17 protein-coding genes are annotated in these 16,576 nt (G+C 63.6%); 7 read left to right on the top strand and 10 right to left on the bottom strand.

What is annotated here, in order from left to right; genetic code table 11:
* Window positions 1-19: 19 nt before the first annotated feature.
* From HCR84_RS13975 to HCR84_RS13960, 4 genes are read left to right on the top strand one after another with little or no spacing between them, the layout of a single operon-like run.
* On the top strand, window positions 20-919 hold the full coding sequence (locus HCR84_RS13975; RefSeq protein ID WP_166980044.1) for an ABC transporter permease: 900 nt from the start codon (window positions 20-22) through the stop codon (window positions 917-919).
* A complete protein-coding gene (locus HCR84_RS13970) occupies window positions 916-1,935 on the top strand; it encodes an ABC transporter ATP-binding protein (RefSeq protein WP_166980046.1) in 1,020 nt (339 codons plus the stop codon). Before HCR84_RS13975 ends, HCR84_RS13970 begins: the two co-directional genes overlap by 4 nt.
* Window positions 1,932-2,993: an ABC transporter ATP-binding protein gene (locus HCR84_RS13965; RefSeq protein ID WP_166980048.1), complete on the top strand. Its 1,062-nt coding sequence runs from the start codon at window positions 1,932-1,934 to the stop codon at window positions 2,991-2,993. Before HCR84_RS13970 ends, HCR84_RS13965 begins: the two co-directional genes overlap by 4 nt.
* Window positions 2,927-3,805, top strand: a complete 879-nt coding sequence (locus tag HCR84_RS13960) for a creatininase family protein (protein WP_338040100.1) — start codon at window positions 2,927-2,929, stop codon at window positions 3,803-3,805. The genes HCR84_RS13965 and HCR84_RS13960 overlap by 67 nt, the downstream gene beginning before the upstream one ends.
* On the opposite strand, the gene HCR84_RS13955 is transcribed toward HCR84_RS13960, so the two are convergent.
* From HCR84_RS13955 to HCR84_RS13925, 7 genes are all read right to left on the bottom strand, one after another.
* Entirely contained in the window at window positions 3,795-4,379 is a 585-nt protein-coding gene (locus HCR84_RS13955) for a nitroreductase family protein (RefSeq protein WP_166980051.1), read from the bottom strand. The two genes, HCR84_RS13960 and HCR84_RS13955, sit on opposite strands and share 11 nt — an antisense overlap.
* Window positions 4,380-4,451: 72 nt before the next feature.
* Window positions 4,452-6,464 (bottom strand): acetate--CoA ligase, encoded by a 2,013-nt coding sequence (gene acs / locus HCR84_RS13950; RefSeq protein WP_166980053.1) that lies wholly within the window; start codon window positions 6,462-6,464, stop codon window positions 4,452-4,454.
* A 68-nt stretch (window positions 6,465-6,532) separates the two neighbouring features.
* Window positions 6,533-6,904: a hypothetical protein gene (locus HCR84_RS13945; protein ID WP_166980055.1), complete on the bottom strand. Its 372-nt coding sequence runs from the start codon at window positions 6,902-6,904 to the stop codon at window positions 6,533-6,535.
* A gap of 124 nt (window positions 6,905-7,028) precedes the next feature.
* Complete coding sequence (locus HCR84_RS13940; protein ID WP_235940705.1) at window positions 7,029-8,096, bottom strand: threonine aldolase family protein; 1,068 nt, start codon at window positions 8,094-8,096, stop codon at window positions 7,029-7,031.
* Between the two features lie 91 nt (window positions 8,097-8,187).
* Entirely contained in the window at window positions 8,188-8,706 is a 519-nt protein-coding gene (locus tag HCR84_RS13935; protein ID WP_166980059.1) for an SRPBCC domain-containing protein, read from the bottom strand.
* A 96-nt stretch (window positions 8,707-8,802) separates the two neighbouring features.
* A complete protein-coding gene (locus tag HCR84_RS13930; protein ID WP_166980061.1) occupies window positions 8,803-9,894 on the bottom strand; it encodes an ABC transporter permease in 1,092 nt (363 codons plus the stop codon).
* A complete protein-coding gene (locus HCR84_RS13925) occupies window positions 9,891-10,775 on the bottom strand; it encodes an ABC transporter ATP-binding protein (protein ID WP_166980063.1) in 885 nt (294 codons plus the stop codon). Before HCR84_RS13925 ends, HCR84_RS13930 begins: the two co-directional genes overlap by 4 nt.
* Window positions 10,776-10,961: 186 nt before the next feature.
* Between HCR84_RS13925 and HCR84_RS13920 the strand changes: the two genes are divergently transcribed.
* Genes HCR84_RS13920 through HCR84_RS13910 form a run of 3 tightly spaced genes read left to right on the top strand, consistent with a single transcriptional unit; the run spans window position 10,962 to window position 13,049 of the window.
* Window positions 10,962-11,732 (top strand): SDR family NAD(P)-dependent oxidoreductase, encoded by a 771-nt coding sequence (locus HCR84_RS13920; protein ID WP_166980065.1) that lies wholly within the window; start codon window positions 10,962-10,964, stop codon window positions 11,730-11,732.
* 23 nt (window positions 11,733-11,755) lie between these two features.
* Complete coding sequence (locus HCR84_RS13915) at window positions 11,756-12,598, top strand: helix-turn-helix transcriptional regulator (RefSeq protein WP_166980067.1); 843 nt, start codon at window positions 11,756-11,758, stop codon at window positions 12,596-12,598.
* A gap of 52 nt (window positions 12,599-12,650) precedes the next feature.
* On the top strand, window positions 12,651-13,049 hold the full coding sequence (locus HCR84_RS13910; protein WP_195706651.1) for a hypothetical protein: 399 nt from the start codon (window positions 12,651-12,653) through the stop codon (window positions 13,047-13,049).
* Here HCR84_RS13910 and HCR84_RS13905 read toward each other — a convergent pair.
* The 3 genes from HCR84_RS13905 to HCR84_RS13895 all read right to left on the bottom strand — a co-directional run bounded on the left by HCR84_RS13905 (window position 13,016) and on the right by HCR84_RS13895 (window position 16,468).
* Window positions 13,016-13,681 (bottom strand): response regulator, encoded by a 666-nt coding sequence (locus tag HCR84_RS13905; protein ID WP_195706650.1) that lies wholly within the window; start codon window positions 13,679-13,681, stop codon window positions 13,016-13,018. The genes HCR84_RS13910 and HCR84_RS13905 overlap by 34 nt on opposite strands.
* A complete protein-coding gene (locus tag HCR84_RS13900; protein ID WP_166980069.1) occupies window positions 13,678-14,982 on the bottom strand; it encodes a sensor histidine kinase in 1,305 nt (434 codons plus the stop codon). The genes HCR84_RS13905 and HCR84_RS13900 overlap by 4 nt, the downstream gene beginning before the upstream one ends.
* Window positions 14,983-15,052: 70 nt before the next feature.
* Window positions 15,053-16,468 (bottom strand): DUF6421 family protein, encoded by a 1,416-nt coding sequence (locus HCR84_RS13895; RefSeq protein WP_166980071.1) that lies wholly within the window; start codon window positions 16,466-16,468, stop codon window positions 15,053-15,055.
* Window positions 16,469-16,576: the final 108 nt, after the last annotated feature.

Below are 16,576 nucleotides of genomic sequence, written 5' to 3'. Positions count from 1 at the left end.
GAAAAACAGAGGTAAGCACATGTCATTGACGACAGAAATGAACACCTCGCCACCCGGGCGACCGCGGCTGTGGGGCCCGCGATCGGCGTCGAGGCGTCGCATCTGGCGCCACGTCAGCAATAAGCGCGTCTTCATCGTTCTCGCCATCGCTGTGCTCGGGATCGCTGTCGCCTGGGCGCTGTTCCCCTCCCTGTTCTCACCGGGAAGCCCTCTCGAGCTCCGCCCGGAGCAGGCTCTTGACGGCCCAAGCGCGGAGAACCCGCTGGGTACCGACCAGTTCGGACGCAGTCTCTTGGCACAGATCATCTACGGGTCTCGAAGCGCGCTGATGATCGGCATCCTCTCGGTCGTCGGTGCCTTCGTGCTCGGCGGCCTCATCGGACTGCTCGCAGGATTTCTCGGTGGCGCCGTCGACACCATCCTGATGCGTATTATCGATGTGCTGCTGTGCTTCCCAGGCATCCTGCTTGCCCTGGTGATCGCCGCTGCACTTGGACCGACACTGCAGAACCTGATCATTGCCATCGCGATCGGGCAGACACCGGACTTTGCTCGCGTCATGCGCGGCCAGGTGCTGTCTATTCGGAGCCGTCTCTTCATCGAAGCCGTTACGGCAAGCGGGGTGAAACCGGCCCGAATTGTGTTCCGCCATATTCTTCCCAACGCGCTCGCACCCGTGACGGTGATCGCGGCTCTCGGCGTTGGCTCCGCGATCGTATCCGGTGCGACCCTGAGCTTTCTCGGACTCGGTCCGCAGGGAGGTGTTCCCGACTGGGGTCGGCTGTTGTCTGTCGGACAGGACTATCTGGCGACCGCCTGGTGGATCTCGACGTTCCCTGGACTCGTCATCACCGTGGTCGTCATCGCCGTGAACATTTTGGGCGACGCCCTTCGAGACAAGATGGATGTGGAGTCATGAGCGACACAGAGAAGATTCTGGAGATCGACGGACTTCGTGTCGCGTCTGATCGTGGGGGAAGCGACACACCAATCGTGCGGGACATGAGCATGAGCGTGGCGAAAGGCGAGCTTTTCTGCCTCGTCGGTGAGTCAGGCAGCGGCAAGAGTGTCAGCGCGCTTGCACTCATGGGACTCATTCAGCGGCAAAAGGGGATCACTGTTTCGGGATCGGTACGATTCAACGACGAAGAGTTGGTCACTGACTCAACAGCACGATTCGCCAGCATTCGGGGCCGGGAATTCGCAATGATCTTTCAAGACCCGATGAGCTCGCTCGACCCGGTCTTTCGCATTGACGACCAGATCAAGGAAGCCCTGCGGCGCCGTGAAAAGCTGACAGCGGCGAAAGAGCGCGAACGCATCCATGAGTTGCTGACGCTCGTCGGAATTTCCGACGTCGATCGATGCCTCCGTCAGTATCCGCACCAACTGTCGGGCGGAATGAGCCAGCGGGTCATGATCGCCATGGCCCTCGCGTGCAAGCCAGATGTGCTGATTGCCGACGAGCCGACGACGGCACTCGACGTCACGATTCAGGCGCAGATTCTCGGACTGCTCAATCGCTTGCGTCGCGAGATGGGCATGACGATCGTGTTGATCACGCACGACATGGGAATCGCGGCGCAGGTCGCCGATCACGTTGCCGTGATGTATGCGGGACGGGTCGTCGAGCAGGGCACACCGCGAGAGCTCTTCGCGCGCCCTCAGCATCCATACACCGTTGGGCTTCTCGCCTCGATTCCCCGTCTCGACGGACCGAAACTCCATCTCCTTCCTGCGATACCCGGGGGAGTACCCGACCCGAAATCGCTTCCAACCGGGTGCGCATTCCATCCGCGTTGCCCGGCTGCCACGGAACGGTGCCGATCTGAAGACCCACCGCTCGAGCCGTTAGATGGGCGCCTTGTGGCGTGTTGGAACGCCGCCGAGGTTGCCGAAAACGGCGTTGACTTCTCTGAAAGTGAGGCAATATGAGCATCGACAACGGCGCGCTGACCGAGCGCAGTGCCGCAGACTCTGCGGGCACTGACCTCCTCACAGTGCGCAGTCTCACGAAGCACTACACCGTTGGCGGAAACATCTTTGGCCGAGGTACGAAGACCGTTCGAGCTGTCGACGACGTCTCGTTTTCGATCGGCACGGGCGAGACGCTCGGTCTCGTCGGTGAATCAGGATGCGGTAAGAGCACACTGGGGCGTTCGTTGCTGCGGCTTGTTCCCATCGAAGGCGGAAGCATCGAATTCGAGGGAACCGATACGGCGAAGCTCAAGGGTGAAGAGCTGCGGAAGATGCGCAAGCATATGCAGGCTGTCTTTCAGAACCCTCTCGGTTCGCTTGACCCCCGCATGACAGTCGGAGCGACAGTGGGTGAGCCGCTCGCGCAATTCGGCCTTGCTCGCCGTGATGTTCGTGGCCGCGTCGAGGAGCTCTTCGACCTGGTCGGCCTCGATCACGCCAAGATCGATGCCTACCCACGACATTTGTCGGGAGGGCAACGGCAGCGCGTGGGCATTGCCCGAGCGATTGGGCTCGATCCGCGGCTGATCGTTGCAGACGAAGCGGTGTCGGCGCTCGATGTCTCCGTTCAAGCTCAGATCATCAACCTGCTCGTTCGGCTGCAGCGCGAACTGGGACTCTCGTATCTCTTCATCTCTCACGACCTCGCCGTCGTTCGCCACATCTCGCACCGGGTTGGCGTGATGTATTTGGGACGCCTCGTTGAGATCGCCGATTCGGACGCACTGTTCGCCGCGCCAGCGCACCCTTACACGAGAGCGCTGCTTGACTCGGCTCAAACGCCCGACCCGACGAAACGTCGAGAGCAGATCATGCTCTCTGGTGACCTGCCGTCGCCGACGAATGTTCCCAGCGGATGCCGCTTTCGCACGCGTTGCCCGCTCGCACAGCAGATCTGCGCCGAGATTGAACCCCAGCTTCGGGAGATCCGACCGGGGCAGCAGGCCGCATGCCACTTCCCGCTCCCCGACAACCCCCATTCGACCGCATCAGAAGAAATGGACCGACGCCCGTGACCGACTCGACAGTGAAATCAGAACAGATCCTCCTCGCCCAAATGACCTGGCCTGAGGCGGAAGCCGCAATAAGTCGATCACCTCTGGCGATCGTGCCAACGGGAGCGTGTGAACAGCACGGTGCGCACATGTCACTCGACACGGACACGGTGCGGGCCGAAGGGTTCAGCAGGCGATTGGCTGAAGAGTTTGCTCCCCGTGCGGTCGTCACACCGTGCCTTACTCCAGGTGTGTCAGCTCACCACATGGCTTTCGCCGGAACGCTTTCCGTGAGCCCCGTCACATTTCAGCAAATGCTGTATGAGGTTGTCGAGAGTTTATATACCCACGGGTGGCGATATGTCTTTATCGTCAACGGGCACGGCGGAAACATGTCGGCGTGCGGAGTGGCTGCGAGTCGACTCCAAGCCGACTTCCCTGATCTCACGGTTGCCTGGACGGGAATCACCTCACTCGTGAGCGATGTCGCGGCCGAGCATACTGTTGGCCCGAAGGCCGCGCACTCGAGTGAGATCGAAACATCGCAGACACTGTATTTCGACCCCTCCCGGGTGCGATCTGACGTGCTCGAGGCCGCTCGCCAGAGCGGAACGACGCCAACGCGCTACCCGGGGGTCTCGGGCGTCGCAGGCATCAAAGCTCCGCGGCCCTTTCACAAGGTGAGCCCCGATGGTGCAACGGGAACGCCGTCTGCAGCAACGGCAGAACTCGGCCAGAAGCTCATCGAGACGGCCGTTGCACGTGCAACAGGGTTCCTGGAGAGCTTTCTCGGCGACGCTGAAACGGCGGTTGCGCCGTCACCTACGCGTTGACGAGCACAATCTCGTTAAGCGACTTGCGCTCGCGCGGGGCGATCTCACGCGCACGCAGCTTCTCGTCGGGCAGAGCATCGGGGGTCGCGAGTATGCCGAGCGCTGTCACTGACACCACGCGCTGGTGATCGGCGAGGGTGAAGGCAGCGTGCATGCCCTCGGGGTCGAAGCCGCCCATCTGGTGAACGTGAAGGCCGTCTTTGTGAGCTTGAAGCGCAAGTGTTGCGGAAGCCTGCCCAAGGTCGTACTCGGCCCAACGCTGTTCAACTCCGTCTTCGGTCACCGTCTCGGCGACGTTCACGATGAGAGCCGCAGCGGTGACAGCCCACAGCTGGTTGAACCCGAGCAGGTTATCGACGATCTTCGCGTGCTCCGGCGTTCCGCGGCGAGCCACGATGAACCGCCACGGCTGCGTGTTTGCAGCGGATGCCGCCCAGCGGGCTGCTTCCAACGCTGACGTGAGCTTTGCCTCGGGAACCTCGACGGTGACGTCGAATGAACGTGGGCTCCACCGGCCGGCGATCACCTCCGAGATCGGGGCGCTTGTCACGGCAATGCGGTCCTGCGGGGTCATGAATCTCCTTGGTGTCGATCTCGATATCGGGGCGAAAGCCCCGGAGTATGCAAACGCATTGGATGCAGTGACTTATTCCAGAGATGCCAGAGCTATCTGTCGACGCACAGCGTTGGCGATCTCTTCGGGAATCGTCGCATCGTGGAGGCTCGTAGTGTCGCCGAGAGGGCGCCCATCGGCGACACGGGCGAGAAGACGCCTGAGGATCTTTCCCGAACGCGTCTTCGGCAGCTCGCGCACGATGTAGATGTGGGCAGGCTTGGCGATCGGTCCGATCTGGGCCGAGACGTGCGCACGCAGCGCCGCGACGAGTGCTGAGCGCACCCGAACGAGCTCGGCGTCGCCGACGACGACGAATGCCGCGAGGGCACTGCCTGTGACGGCATCGTCGACTCCGGCGATGCCTGCCTCCACAACGGCAGGGTGCGACACGAGCGCCGACTCGATCTCGAGCGCCGAGAGACGATGCCCCGAAACATTGATCACGTCGTCGATGCGGCCGAGCACCCACGTGTCTCCGTCAGCATCCACCATGGCGCCGTCGCCCGACGCAAACCATCCCTGCCGCCAGTACGCCGCCCAATACGAATCGCGGTACCGCTCGGCGTTACCCCACACCGTGCGGGCGAGCGCGGGGCCCGTGCGATCCACGACGAGCGCGCCGCCGACACCGGGAGCAACGCCAACACCATCGGCATCCACAACGCGCGTCGACAGCCCGGGAAGCGAGCGCGTCGCCGACCCCGGCTTGAGCGTCGAGACCCCTGGGAGCGGGGCGATCACCGCGGCTCCCGTCTCTGACTGCCACCACGTGTCGATGATCGGGCATTCCCCACGACCGACGTGTTCGTGAAACCAGCGCCAAGCTGACGGATTGATTCCCTCGCCGACCGTTCCGAGAATCCGGATGCTGGAGAGGTCGTGGTGCGCAGGCGGCCCGTCGGGAAACCTCCCCATGAGCGTTCGGATCAGCGTCGGCGCCGTGTAGTACGTCGTGACGCCGTAGCGCTCAATGATCTCGAAATGCCGTCCGGGGTGCGGCGTGTCGGGTGTGCCCTCGTACATCACCTGCGTGGCGCCGTTCGAGAGGGGGCCGTAGATGGAATATGTGTGCGCCGTCACCCACGCGAGGTCGGCCGTGCACCAGTACACGTCCGTCGGCTTCACATCGAAGATCGCCCAGTGCGAATAGCTCGCCTGTACGAGGTAGCCGCCCGACGTGTGCACGAGGCCCTTCGGCGTGCCCGTCGTTCCCGATGTGTACATGATGAACAGAGGAGTCTCGGCGTCGAAGTACTCGGGAACATGAGTGTCGGATGCCGTCTCGACGGCATCGTGCCACCAGACGTCGCGGCCCGCGGTCCACGGCACGTCTGGCGTCTGCTCTCCCGTGCGTCGGACCACGAGCACATGCTCGATGCTCGGTGACGCTGCTACCGCGGCATCCGCCTGCGCTTTGACGGGCACCGCCGCACCGCGCCGAAACTGGCCGTCGCTTGTGATGAGGAGCTTCGCCTGGGTGTCATTGATGCGAAAGGTCACGGCCTCGGCGCTGAACCCGCCGAAGACGAGCGAATGGATCGCGCCGATGCGGGCGACGGCGAGCGTGGCAATGAGCGTCTCGGGAATGACGGGAAGGTAGATGACAACGCGATCACCTTTGCCGATGCCCAGCTCGGTGAGCGCGTTCGCCGCGCGTGACACCTCACGCTGCAGGTCGGCGTAGGTGAGGGTGCGGCGGTCGCCGAGCTCCCCTTCGAAGTGCACGGCAACGGTGTCGCCGCGGCCGGCGTCGACGTGCCTGTCGACGCAGTTCGCCGCCACGTTGAGCGTTCCGCCCGCAAACCATTCGGTTTTCGGCACCGTGAGTGTTCCGTCTTGTCGCTCTCGCACCGGCTCCCACGTGTGAGTCGTGTGCCACGGGGTGTGCCAGTCGAGCCGCCGTGCAGCCTGCTCCCAGAAGGCGAGGGGGTCGGCTTCTGCACGAGCGACGTCGGGGGCGGTGACGTTTGCCGTGAGCGCGAGGTGTTCCGGGGCGGGGTAGATGCTCGTATTCGTCGCGCGCACATCGATTGCTGAGGTCATGATCCGACCGTAGGCGCCGACGGCAGCCGGCCGCGGCAAACAGCGAAACTCTCTGTAACAGAGCGTGGTCAGCGGCTGAAGAGCGGCAGAGGCATGCCGATGCTCACAAGCACCGATCCGAGTCCGTAGCCCACGGCGCACACCAGCAGTCCGATCACCGGCACCCAGTAGGCCATGCGGCTCGTCACGAGGCGGCGAATCGTCCAGACCGTGAACACGATCACCGAGGCGAGGGGAACCCAGAGGGCGATGCCCGTGCCCAGGCCGATGAGGCCGAAATTGCAGTAGCGGCCGACTTCAATGCACGGAATCGTCGACAGGCCGAGAAAGCTCGCGACGAGCAGCGTGAGACCCACGGTCATGACGAGCAGCACCTGCAGAACCACGGACGCCACGAGGTCCCATTCAGGGCGTGAAGACGCGGGAGACCGGCCGGGCATGCGGCAAGTATGTCACTGCAAACTGGATGCCCTCGGTGGAAATCCTCGGCGTCACATGTCAGCGCGTCTCGCCAAATGACACCGGATGCTGGTCAGCATTCGCACCGGTTTGATTCTGTGCCTGTTACGCAGCGAATGCCCGTCGAATCTCGGCGATGAACGCGTCGATGTCTGCCTCTGTGGTGTCAAACGCGCACATCCACCGCACCTCGTTCAGATCGGCATCCCAGTCGTAGAAGCGAAACGTCTCACGCACGGTGTCGGCGATGCCGTCGGGAAGCCTGGCGAAGATCGCGTTTGACTGCGTCGCCTGCGAGAAGCTGAGTCCTGGCAGCTCGCCCGTGGCGATGAGCTCGTCGAGTCGGCCACGGAGCTGCGCGGCAATCGCGTTTGCATGCTGCGCCGAGCGCTTCCACAGGTCGCCCTCGAGCAGGGCGATGAGCTGGGCCGAGATGAATCGTTGCTTCGAGGCGAGCTGCATGTTCATCTTGCGCAGGTATACGAGCCCGTCGGATGCCGTCTCGTTGAACACCACGATTGCTTCGCCGAACAGCATCCCGTTTTTCGTTCCACCGAAGCTGAGCACGTCGACGCCGACGTCCCTCGTGATGGCGCGCAGCGGAACATCGAGAGCAACAGCGGCGTTGGCGATGCGCGCGCCGTCCATGTGCAGTTTCATACCCCGCTCGTGCACGTGCTCGGCGATCGCACGAATCTCTTCTGGCGTGTAGAGCGTCCCGACCTCTGTCGACTGTGTGATCGACACGACGAGGGGCTGCGCCCTGTGCTCGTCGCCCCAGCCCCATGCTTCGGTGTCGATGAGCTCGGGCGTGAGCTTGCCGTCGGGCGTGTCGACGGTGAGCAGCTTCATGCCGCCGACGCGTTCGGGAGCGCCGTTTTCGTCAACGTGAATATGGGCGGTGGATGCCGTGATCACAGCGCCCCAGCGCGGCAGCATCGACTGCAGGCCGACGACGTTCGCTGCGGTGCCGTTGAACACGGGGAACACCTGAACGCCCTCGCCGAAATGGCGTTCGAACACCTCGGCGAGGCGCGCCGTGTAGGCATCCTCTCCGTAGGCGATCTGGTGGCCGCCGTTTGCCGCGGCGATCGCATCGATGATCTCGGGGTGCGCGCCGGCATAGTTGTCGGAGGCGAATTGCTTGGCTGAGGGATCGTGCAGAGAGTTCACACCTCTATCCTCACGCATTCGGTGCCGTCGATGCGTGCACCGAGCGCAGGATTCCTGCAAGCGTGCGACGCTGAGGCGAATGCCCTGCGGCTTACAGCAGTTTCGCGTACTCCTCGTAGAGAGAATCCCAGCCGACAGCGTGCGCGGCATCCCCGACCACGAGCGGAATCTCGATGCCGCCCGCGACGGCATCGAGCGCCTGCAGGCAGATGTGCCACCCGGCCGCAAGGCTCGACGCAAGGGAGGCATCGGCGAACACATGGCTGAGCTGCACGATCGTGCCTTCGGGCGACGGGGCCAATTCGATGTCGATGCGGTCGGCGGCCCAGTTCAACGACAGCATCTGCTGCGTCGCCGCCGTCAGCACCTTGCCCAGGTTGGCGTTCGCCTCCAGATCATCGGACTGGCGCAGCAAGACGGGCCCCAGGCGGTCGAGATCGCGGTCGGGCGAGAACGGCGCCCATCGTCCAATGACTGCGCGCTCCGTGAGGGCAGGCCACAGTGTCGCCGTGGAATGCTCCATCGTCCGTTCAAGCGTGAGCAACTGGTGCGAGCCCAAGTCGATGAGCGTCGCGCCAAGGGGATGCTGTGGCAGTTCACATTCGGCCATGTCTCCAGTGTGCGATGCGCGGCGACAATCGTCCAGCACAACGACGAGCGTCCGCCCGCCGACGAGGGCGGGCGGACGATGCTCAGACGCTGACAATCAGCGGCTGAGCGCCTCCCCCCATTTCACGCGAGACCCCATCTTGAGAAGCGAGTTCTCGTAGATGCGCGAGCCGATGAACACGACGATGACGGCGGATGCCGCGAGCACAAGCAGTGACAGAAGCGGTTCCCACCATTCGGCTGTGCCGAGGAACAGCCGCATCGGCATGCCGACCGGTGCCGAGAACGGAACATACGACATGATGCCGAGCACGAGTGGATTGTCGTGGAAGAAGATGACGAGGAAGTACGGAAGCATCACGAGCATCGTGACGGGCGTCGTCGTCGAGCCGATGTCTTCCTGGCGCGACACCATGGAGCCGGTTGCGGCGAACATCGCGGCGAGAAGAATGAACCCGATCGCGAAGAAGCCGACGAACCAGACGATGGGCGCGCCGAGGCCCAGCAGCAGCTCACTCTGACCGATTACCGAGAGGCCGATGATCGACAGCACGGCGAGCACCGCGATCTGCCCGAACGCCAGAATTGAGTTGCCGAGCACCTTGCCCGCCAGAAGCGAGCGCACGGGGATCGCCGACATGAGAATCTCGACGACGCGCGTCTGCTTCTCTTCGACGACGCTCTGCGCGATCACCTGGCCAAACGTCATCGCCGACATGAAGAACACGAGGCCGAAGCCGATGGCGACGAAGTAGGCGATGAGCGGGTTCTCGGCACTGGTGTCGAGAAGCGTCACCTTTGGAGTGATGCTGAGCTGCATCATGAGCGACGTCGGCGCCTCGGTATCGGCGATGATCGCGATGCCGACAGCTGAATCGTCGGGGATGAGAGCGGCATCGGCATCGCCGTCTTCGACGAGCGTCTTCGCTTCGTCGACGCTTCCCACCTCGGTGACGTCGTATCCGTCAACGCCGTCGAGAGCAGAGGATGCCTCTCCCACCGCCGCAATCGGAGCATCAGACTGGTTCTGCACGGTGAGACCGCCGATGATCAGCGCGCCGATCGTGATGACAAACAAAATGATCGTCGAGATGACGAACGCCTTGCTGCGCAGCCGCGCCATGATCTCGCGTTCGGCGACGAGCCAGGTGCTCGAGGCGAAGCTCGGGGCATGTGTGGGGGTGGTCATGCGATGACCTCCTTGAAGATCTCGGCGAGCGATGGATGCTTGGGTGCGAACGTTGTGACGGCTCCTTCGTCGATGGCGCGACGAAGCACCTGCTGCGCCGTCGCATCGTCGTCGACGTCGAAGAGCGCGTACCCGCCGTCAAAGTCGAGAACGCTCACTCCCGGGGTCTCGCGCAGCCACCCGGCGTCGCCGGCGAAAAGCAGCTCGAAGCGATGCGCAGAGTGCTCGGCGCGCAACGACTCACGGGAGCCGCTGGCACGCACCTCGCCTCCGGCGATGATCACGAGGTCATCGCAGAGGCGTTCGACGATGTCGAGCTGATGGCTTGAGAACAGCACGGGAACCCCGCCCGACGCATATTCGCCGAGAACGCCGACGACGGTGTCGACGGCGAGGGGATCGAGTCCAGAGAACGGCTCGTCGAGGATGAGCGTCGTCGGCTCGTGGACGAGGGCCGCGGCGATCTGCGCACGCTGCTGGTTTCCGAGCGACAGATCTTCGATCGGGTCGTTCGCCCGTTCCGCGAGACCGAGGCTCTCGAGCAGCTGGTCGGCGTTGCGCTTCGCGTGAGCGTTGCTGAAGCCGTGCAGCCGGGCAAGGTAGATCAGTTGCTCGGCCACCTTCATCTTCGGGTAGAGGCCGCGCTCTTCCGGCATGTAGCCGAAGGCACGTCGGTCGGATGCCGTGAGTGGGCTGCCGTCGAAGGTGACGCTTCCCGCGTCTGACGTGAGCAGACCGAGGATGATCCTCATTGTCGTCGTCTTGCCCGCGCCGTTGCCGCCGACGAAGCCGGTGAGTCGGCCTGGCGCGACAGTGAAGCCGACGTCGTTCAGCACACGACGTGTTCCAAAGTTCTTTGTGATGCCGGAGATCTCGAGCACTGCCGGTCCTTTCCTCGGGTCTGATTCAACGTTATGGCCGGGCGTGTCTGACGGCATCCGCCTCTGGACGGGTTTCGTCTCTCATCCGCCAGGGGGAGAGCCCAGCGGTAAGCGCGAGGGAGGGACTCCCGATCCTTGGTTGATCGCGACATTCCTTGATTCACGGCACAGCGCGACAGTAAAAACATGACTACGGCACAGAAGCGAATTGCACTTGTCACTGGATCAAATCGGGGAATCGGCAGAAGCGAGGCTCTTGCGCTCGCGCGAAGCGGCGTCGATGTCATCGTGACGTATCGCACAGGCGAGCAGCAGGCGACGGGCGTCGTTGATGAGATCGCAGCGCTTGGCAGACGGGCTCGTGCGTTGCAGCTTGATGTCACCGACTCGGACTCCTTCGACGCCTTCGCCGCACGCGTGCGCACGGAGCTCGCCGACGGCTGGGGTCGCGACAGCATCGACATTCTCGTCAACAACGCGGGCGCAGCTGCATGGACTCCGCTCGGAACCATCGAGGCACAGACGGTTCGAGATGCCTTTGAGATGCACGTCGTCGGCGTTGTGATGCTGACGCAGACGCTTGAGCCGCTGATCGCCGATGGCGGGCGCATCATCAACACGTCGAGTGGGCTTTCGCGGTTCGTTGGCGAGAACGGCTACTCCATCTACGCAGCGACGAAGGGTGCTATCGAAGTGTGGACGCGCTACCTGGCACAAGGACTCGCTCCTCGGGGCATCACCGTGAACGCGATCGCTCCCGGCGCGACGGCGACCGACTTCGGCGGGGGAGCACTGCGCGACGACGAAACCGTACGAGGTGCACTCTCGGGTCTCATTGCAATGGGCCGCATGGGGGATCCGGAAGACGTTGGACCCGCCGTGGCCTCACTTGCTTCCGAGAACATGGGCTGGGTGACGGGACAGAGAGTTGAGGCGTCCGGAGGAATGCGGCTCTGAGTCGCATCGGGCAGAATGAGCTCATGGTGAGTGATGGCCGGGCGCAACTCGCGGACTTTCTGCGCACGCGGCGAGCTGCGCTCCAGCCCGAGGACGTCGGGATGCCGCGAGGGCCTCGCCGTCGGACAGATGGCTTGCGGCGGGAGGAAGTCGCAGCGCTCGCCGGCTTGAGCGTCGACTACTACAGCCGAATGGAGCAGAGCAGAGGCCCGCATCCGAGTGAGCAGATGCTTGTCGCGCTTGCGCGAGGGCTTCGCCTTTCGCTCGACGAACGGGACTATCTGCTGCGCCTCGGCGGATACCCTGTGCCCGCCCGCATGACCCGCGGGGACCACGTCGACGCCGGAATCATGAGAATTCTCGATCGCCTTGGCGACACCCCGGCTATGGTTGTCGGCAGCGCGGGCGAAATTCTGTACCAGACGGCACTGGCAAAAGCGCTTTTCGGCGACGAGTCGCACTTCTCGGGTCTCGAGCGCAGCGTCGTCTACCGCTGGTTCACCTCGCCGGCTTCGCGGGCGATCTATCCAGACGACGATCACGATGAACGCGCGGGCGACTTTGTCTCCGACCTTCGCACGGCCTATGTGCGCGACGGACGGCCCTCGCTCGTCGCAGACGTCGTCGATGCGCTGACCGAATCAAACGCCGAGTTCAGAACCTTGTGGGCCGAGCATCGCGTCGAGCGCAAGCGCAGCCGGTACAAGCAACTCGTCCACCCCGAGGTCGGCGTCCTCGAGGTATATTGCCAATCCCTTTACGATATCGATCAGAATCAGGGCCTCCTCGTCTTCACGACGACACCGGGAAGTGACAGTGACGAGAAGCTCAGGCTGCTGAGTGTTGTGAGCGGCAATGTTGTGTGAAGCACGTCGCGTCCCGAGCCCCTCGGTCGCTGCAATCTGAGACACTGGGGTCGTGTGGTTTCGTTCAAGCAAGCGCCCCTCGGGTCAGCAGACAGCGGATGCCGCGGGCACGCCGTTTGGAATTGGCGTGCCCGTGCACGTGGTCGACGGTGCCACGGGTGACAGCTTCGCTGACGAACCGACAGGGCTCATCGTCGGAACGGGTGCCGTGCTTCCGCACAGTGGCGTGACGAATCAGAATGTGCAGGCGCGCGTCTGGGTCGTGCAGTTCGACGAGCCGCAGCACCTTCGCGATGGGCGAGGCCCGTTTTCACGCGCAGAGGTCTCCGAGGAGTTTCTCGTTGCAGCGCCACCTCTCGACGAGAACGCCGAGGACACCGATAACCCGACGGCAACGGGCTCAGGCGACGAGCCTGGTCAGGCACGTGGGACGACGACGCCGTTCTCATAGGCGAACACGACTGCCTGAATTCGGTCGCGAAGCGCAAGCTTCTGCAGAATCTTTGACACGTGTGATTTCACCGTCGCCTCGCCGACGAAGAGGTTTTGAGCGATCTCGGCGTTCGACAGCCCCTGCGCGACAAGGTGCAGCACTTCTGCCTCGCGTTCGGTGAGCTGCGCGAGTTCGGCGGCAGCTGACGGCCGTGGAGCATCGGGCGCCGTGGCAGAGGAGAATCGCTGAATGACGCGGCGCGTCACCTCGGGCGAGAGCAGCGCGTCGCCCGCAGCGATCGTGCGCACCGCCTCGACGAGCTTCTCGGGGCTGGAGTTCTTGAGCAGAAAGCCGCCTGCTCCCGCCTCGAGCGCGGCGAAAAGGTAATCCTCACGGTCAAACGTGGTGAGAATGATGACGGCGGCGCCTGTCGACGACGTCACTTGGCGGGTGGCCTCGAGCCCGTCGAGCACGGGCATCTGCACGTCCATGCAGATGATGTCTGGGGAGAGTTCGCGCGCGAGATTCACGGCAATCTGACCGTTCTCGGCTTCGCCGACAACCTCGATCTCTGGCTGGGCATCCAAGATGATGCGAAAGCCAGCGCGCACCATCTCATGATCGTCGGCGAGAAGAACGCGAATGCTCATGCAGATGCTCCTGACGGTTCGGGAGAGACAGGGGTGTCGGCCGCCGGAATCTGTGCGCGCACGAGATAGCCGCCGCGTGAGCGTGGGCCGATGGAGATCTCGCCGCCGACGGCCGTGACGCGCTCGCGCATACCCCGGTGGCCGAGTCCGCCCTTGCGCGGTTTGACCGGCACGAGCCCTGTGTTCGTTACCTCAAGTTCGACGGCCGAATCGAGATAGCGCAGGCGAACATCGGCCGTTGCCTCGGACCCGGCGTACTTGCGCACGTTGGTGAGTGCCTCCTGCGCAATGCGAAAGAGAGTGAGAGAGACAGTGCCAGGCAACGTTCGCGGCTCTCCGTGCACCTCGAAGGTTGTGGGAAGTCCGGCTGCCGATGACTCCGCGACGAGCTCGCTCAGCTGAGAGGCGTTGATGGTGCTCACGCCCGCCGACGCGTCGTCGTCATCGCTCTCGCGGAGGGTCCCCACAAGGTGATGCAACTCGTCGATCGCCGTGCGCGCGTTCTGCTCGATGTTCGCGAGCGATGCCCGCGCAGCATCCGGATTTGCGTCCATCACCGTGCGCGCCGCACCAGCCTGCACGCCCATCACCGATACGTGGTGCGCGACGACATCGTGGAGCTCTCGGGCAATGCGCACACGTTCGAGCGAGACGGCCTGGGCCGCTGAGCGCTCGCGCTCGCGCTCGAGCTGCAACGTGCGGTACTCGAGTTCTGCTCGCTGCCGAGCAGAGCGAAACGCATGCGTGCCGAAATAGGCTGCGCCACCGAAATACAGCAGATTCGAGATGACCTGAATGCCGAAGTACGCGAGCATGGCCGTCTGCGTACCGAAACCGTTGTAATCTCCGCTGACGTTCGGGTCGGTCACCGCCGTGACCATGGCGATTGCGAGCCAAATGAGCATCGCTCCGGTGATCGCGCCGAGAGTGAAGCGAACGATTCGTCTGTCGCTCACCCAGGCGCCGACCGTGTACATCGCGACGAAGAGCACGATCTGGCTGAAGAGCAGTTCACTCACGCCCAGCTCGAAGCCCGCGATGTACACACCGGCGACCACGAGCGCCGTGATGCTCGGCCACCGGCGACGAAACACGAGCGCTGCGCACATAACTGCGGCCCAGATGACGGTGATCCACAGGGGGCTGGGTTCGCCCATTGCGCCTGCCAGGCGATACAGAACGCTGCTCGGCATCATGCAGGCAAAGAGTACGAGCGCGCCGAGGGCATCGCGCCGACGGTTCGCGGGGGTGGCCGCAGGCCGCTGCCACGCCTGCTCGGCAGGATCGAGTGTGTCGCTCATGCGTCAACGGTAGCGAGAATGCGTGCGCGGAGCATCCGCCACGGGGCGGATTCTCGCACCAGCCCACACGTCAGTCTGCGCTGGTGATCCCCGACGTCGACTCAATGACGTCGCCCATCTTCTTGCCCAGCGCCTCGTAGAACATCGACAGGGGGAACTCGTCGTCGAGAACAGCGTCAGTCATTCCTCGGGGGAGCCCCGAGAGCGTCTCATCGTCGAGCCCGCGCGCCCACGCCGATGCCGGATGGGGCTCAACAACGGATCGAACGAGCTCGTAGGCGGCGAGCCAGTGCGCCTTCTTCGGGCGGTCGATCGAACGCCAGTAGAGATCGTTGATGGCGTCGCCGAGCGCGACGACGACGTCGGGAACGTCATTCCAGTCGATCGTGAGCTTCGTGTCTGTCCAGTGCAGCACATTGTGCTGGTGCAGCCAGGCAAACAGAAGCTGCCCGCCGAGGCCGTCGTAGTTGCGGTGGCGGCTGCCGGTGAGGGCGAAGCGGAAGATGCGGTCGAAGATCACGGCGTACTGCACGTGCTTTGCATGCCGCAGCACCTCGCGCTCAGCATCCGTGAGCGGGTCGCCCTCGCCGTGATCGCGCGCCGTGAGCTCCCGCTCGAGACGCACGGATTCGCGGAACGCGGTCATGTCGCAGCGCATCTCTTCAAGCGAGTACATGAAGTAGGGAGAACGCTGCTTGATCATGAACGGGTCGAACGGCAGGTCTCCGCGCATGTGCGTTCGGTCGTGAATGAGATCCCACATCACAAACGTCTCTTCGGCGAGCCGCTGGTTCTCGAGCAGCTCACGGGCATCGTCCGGCAGGTCCAACTTGGTGATGTCGGATGCTGACGTCACAACGCGGCGAAAACGCGCGGCCTCGCGATCCTGGAAGATCGCACCCCACGTGAATGCGGGAATCTCGCGCATCGCAATGGTCTCGGGGAACAGCACAGCGGCGTTCGTGTCGTAGCCCGCTGTGAAATCGATAAACCGAATCGGAACGAACAGCTTGTTCGAGAAGTCGCCGTTCTCGAGCTCGGCGATGAACTCGGGCCACAGCACCTCGACGAGCACGGCCTCGACGTGGCGATTGCGTGAGCCGTTCTGCGTGTACATGGGAAAGATGACGAGATGCGCAAGACCGTCGACGCGGTGCTGTTCGGGGTGGAACGCGACGAGCGCGTCGTAGAAATCAGGAATGCCGAAGTTGCCTGCTGCCCACCGAGTGAGATCGGCGCGTACTGCCGTGAGGTACTCCTCGTCCCAGGGGAAGAGCGGAGAAAGCTCGTTCACGCCATCGATCAGATCAGAGACGTGGCTGCGCGCTGCCTCATGCGCATCCGCGATCTCGATCGATCCGTCCTTCGACTGCAATGGCTGCAGGCCAGAGACCGCAGCTCTCAGCTTCAGCCAGGCCGGGTGCGTCGCGAGGTCGCCGTCGTGTGCGACGGGGCGTGCGGCAGTGTCGACAGCGGCATGTTCCATAGGAGCCTCCTCGCTCACTCGGTGTGTGCACTTTCGCGTTCGAGCCTAGGCGGAAATGCGTCGTGAAAAGTGGACGACGTGCGGATAATCGTGCGCATCACGAGCAGT

The sequence above is a fragment of the Paramicrobacterium fandaimingii genome (assembly GCF_011751745.2).
GTDB lineage: Bacteria > Actinomycetota > Actinomycetes > Actinomycetales > Microbacteriaceae > Paramicrobacterium > Paramicrobacterium fandaimingii.
Note: the sequence above shows the minus strand (reverse complement) of the source record. Positions and strands in the feature narration are given on the sequence as shown.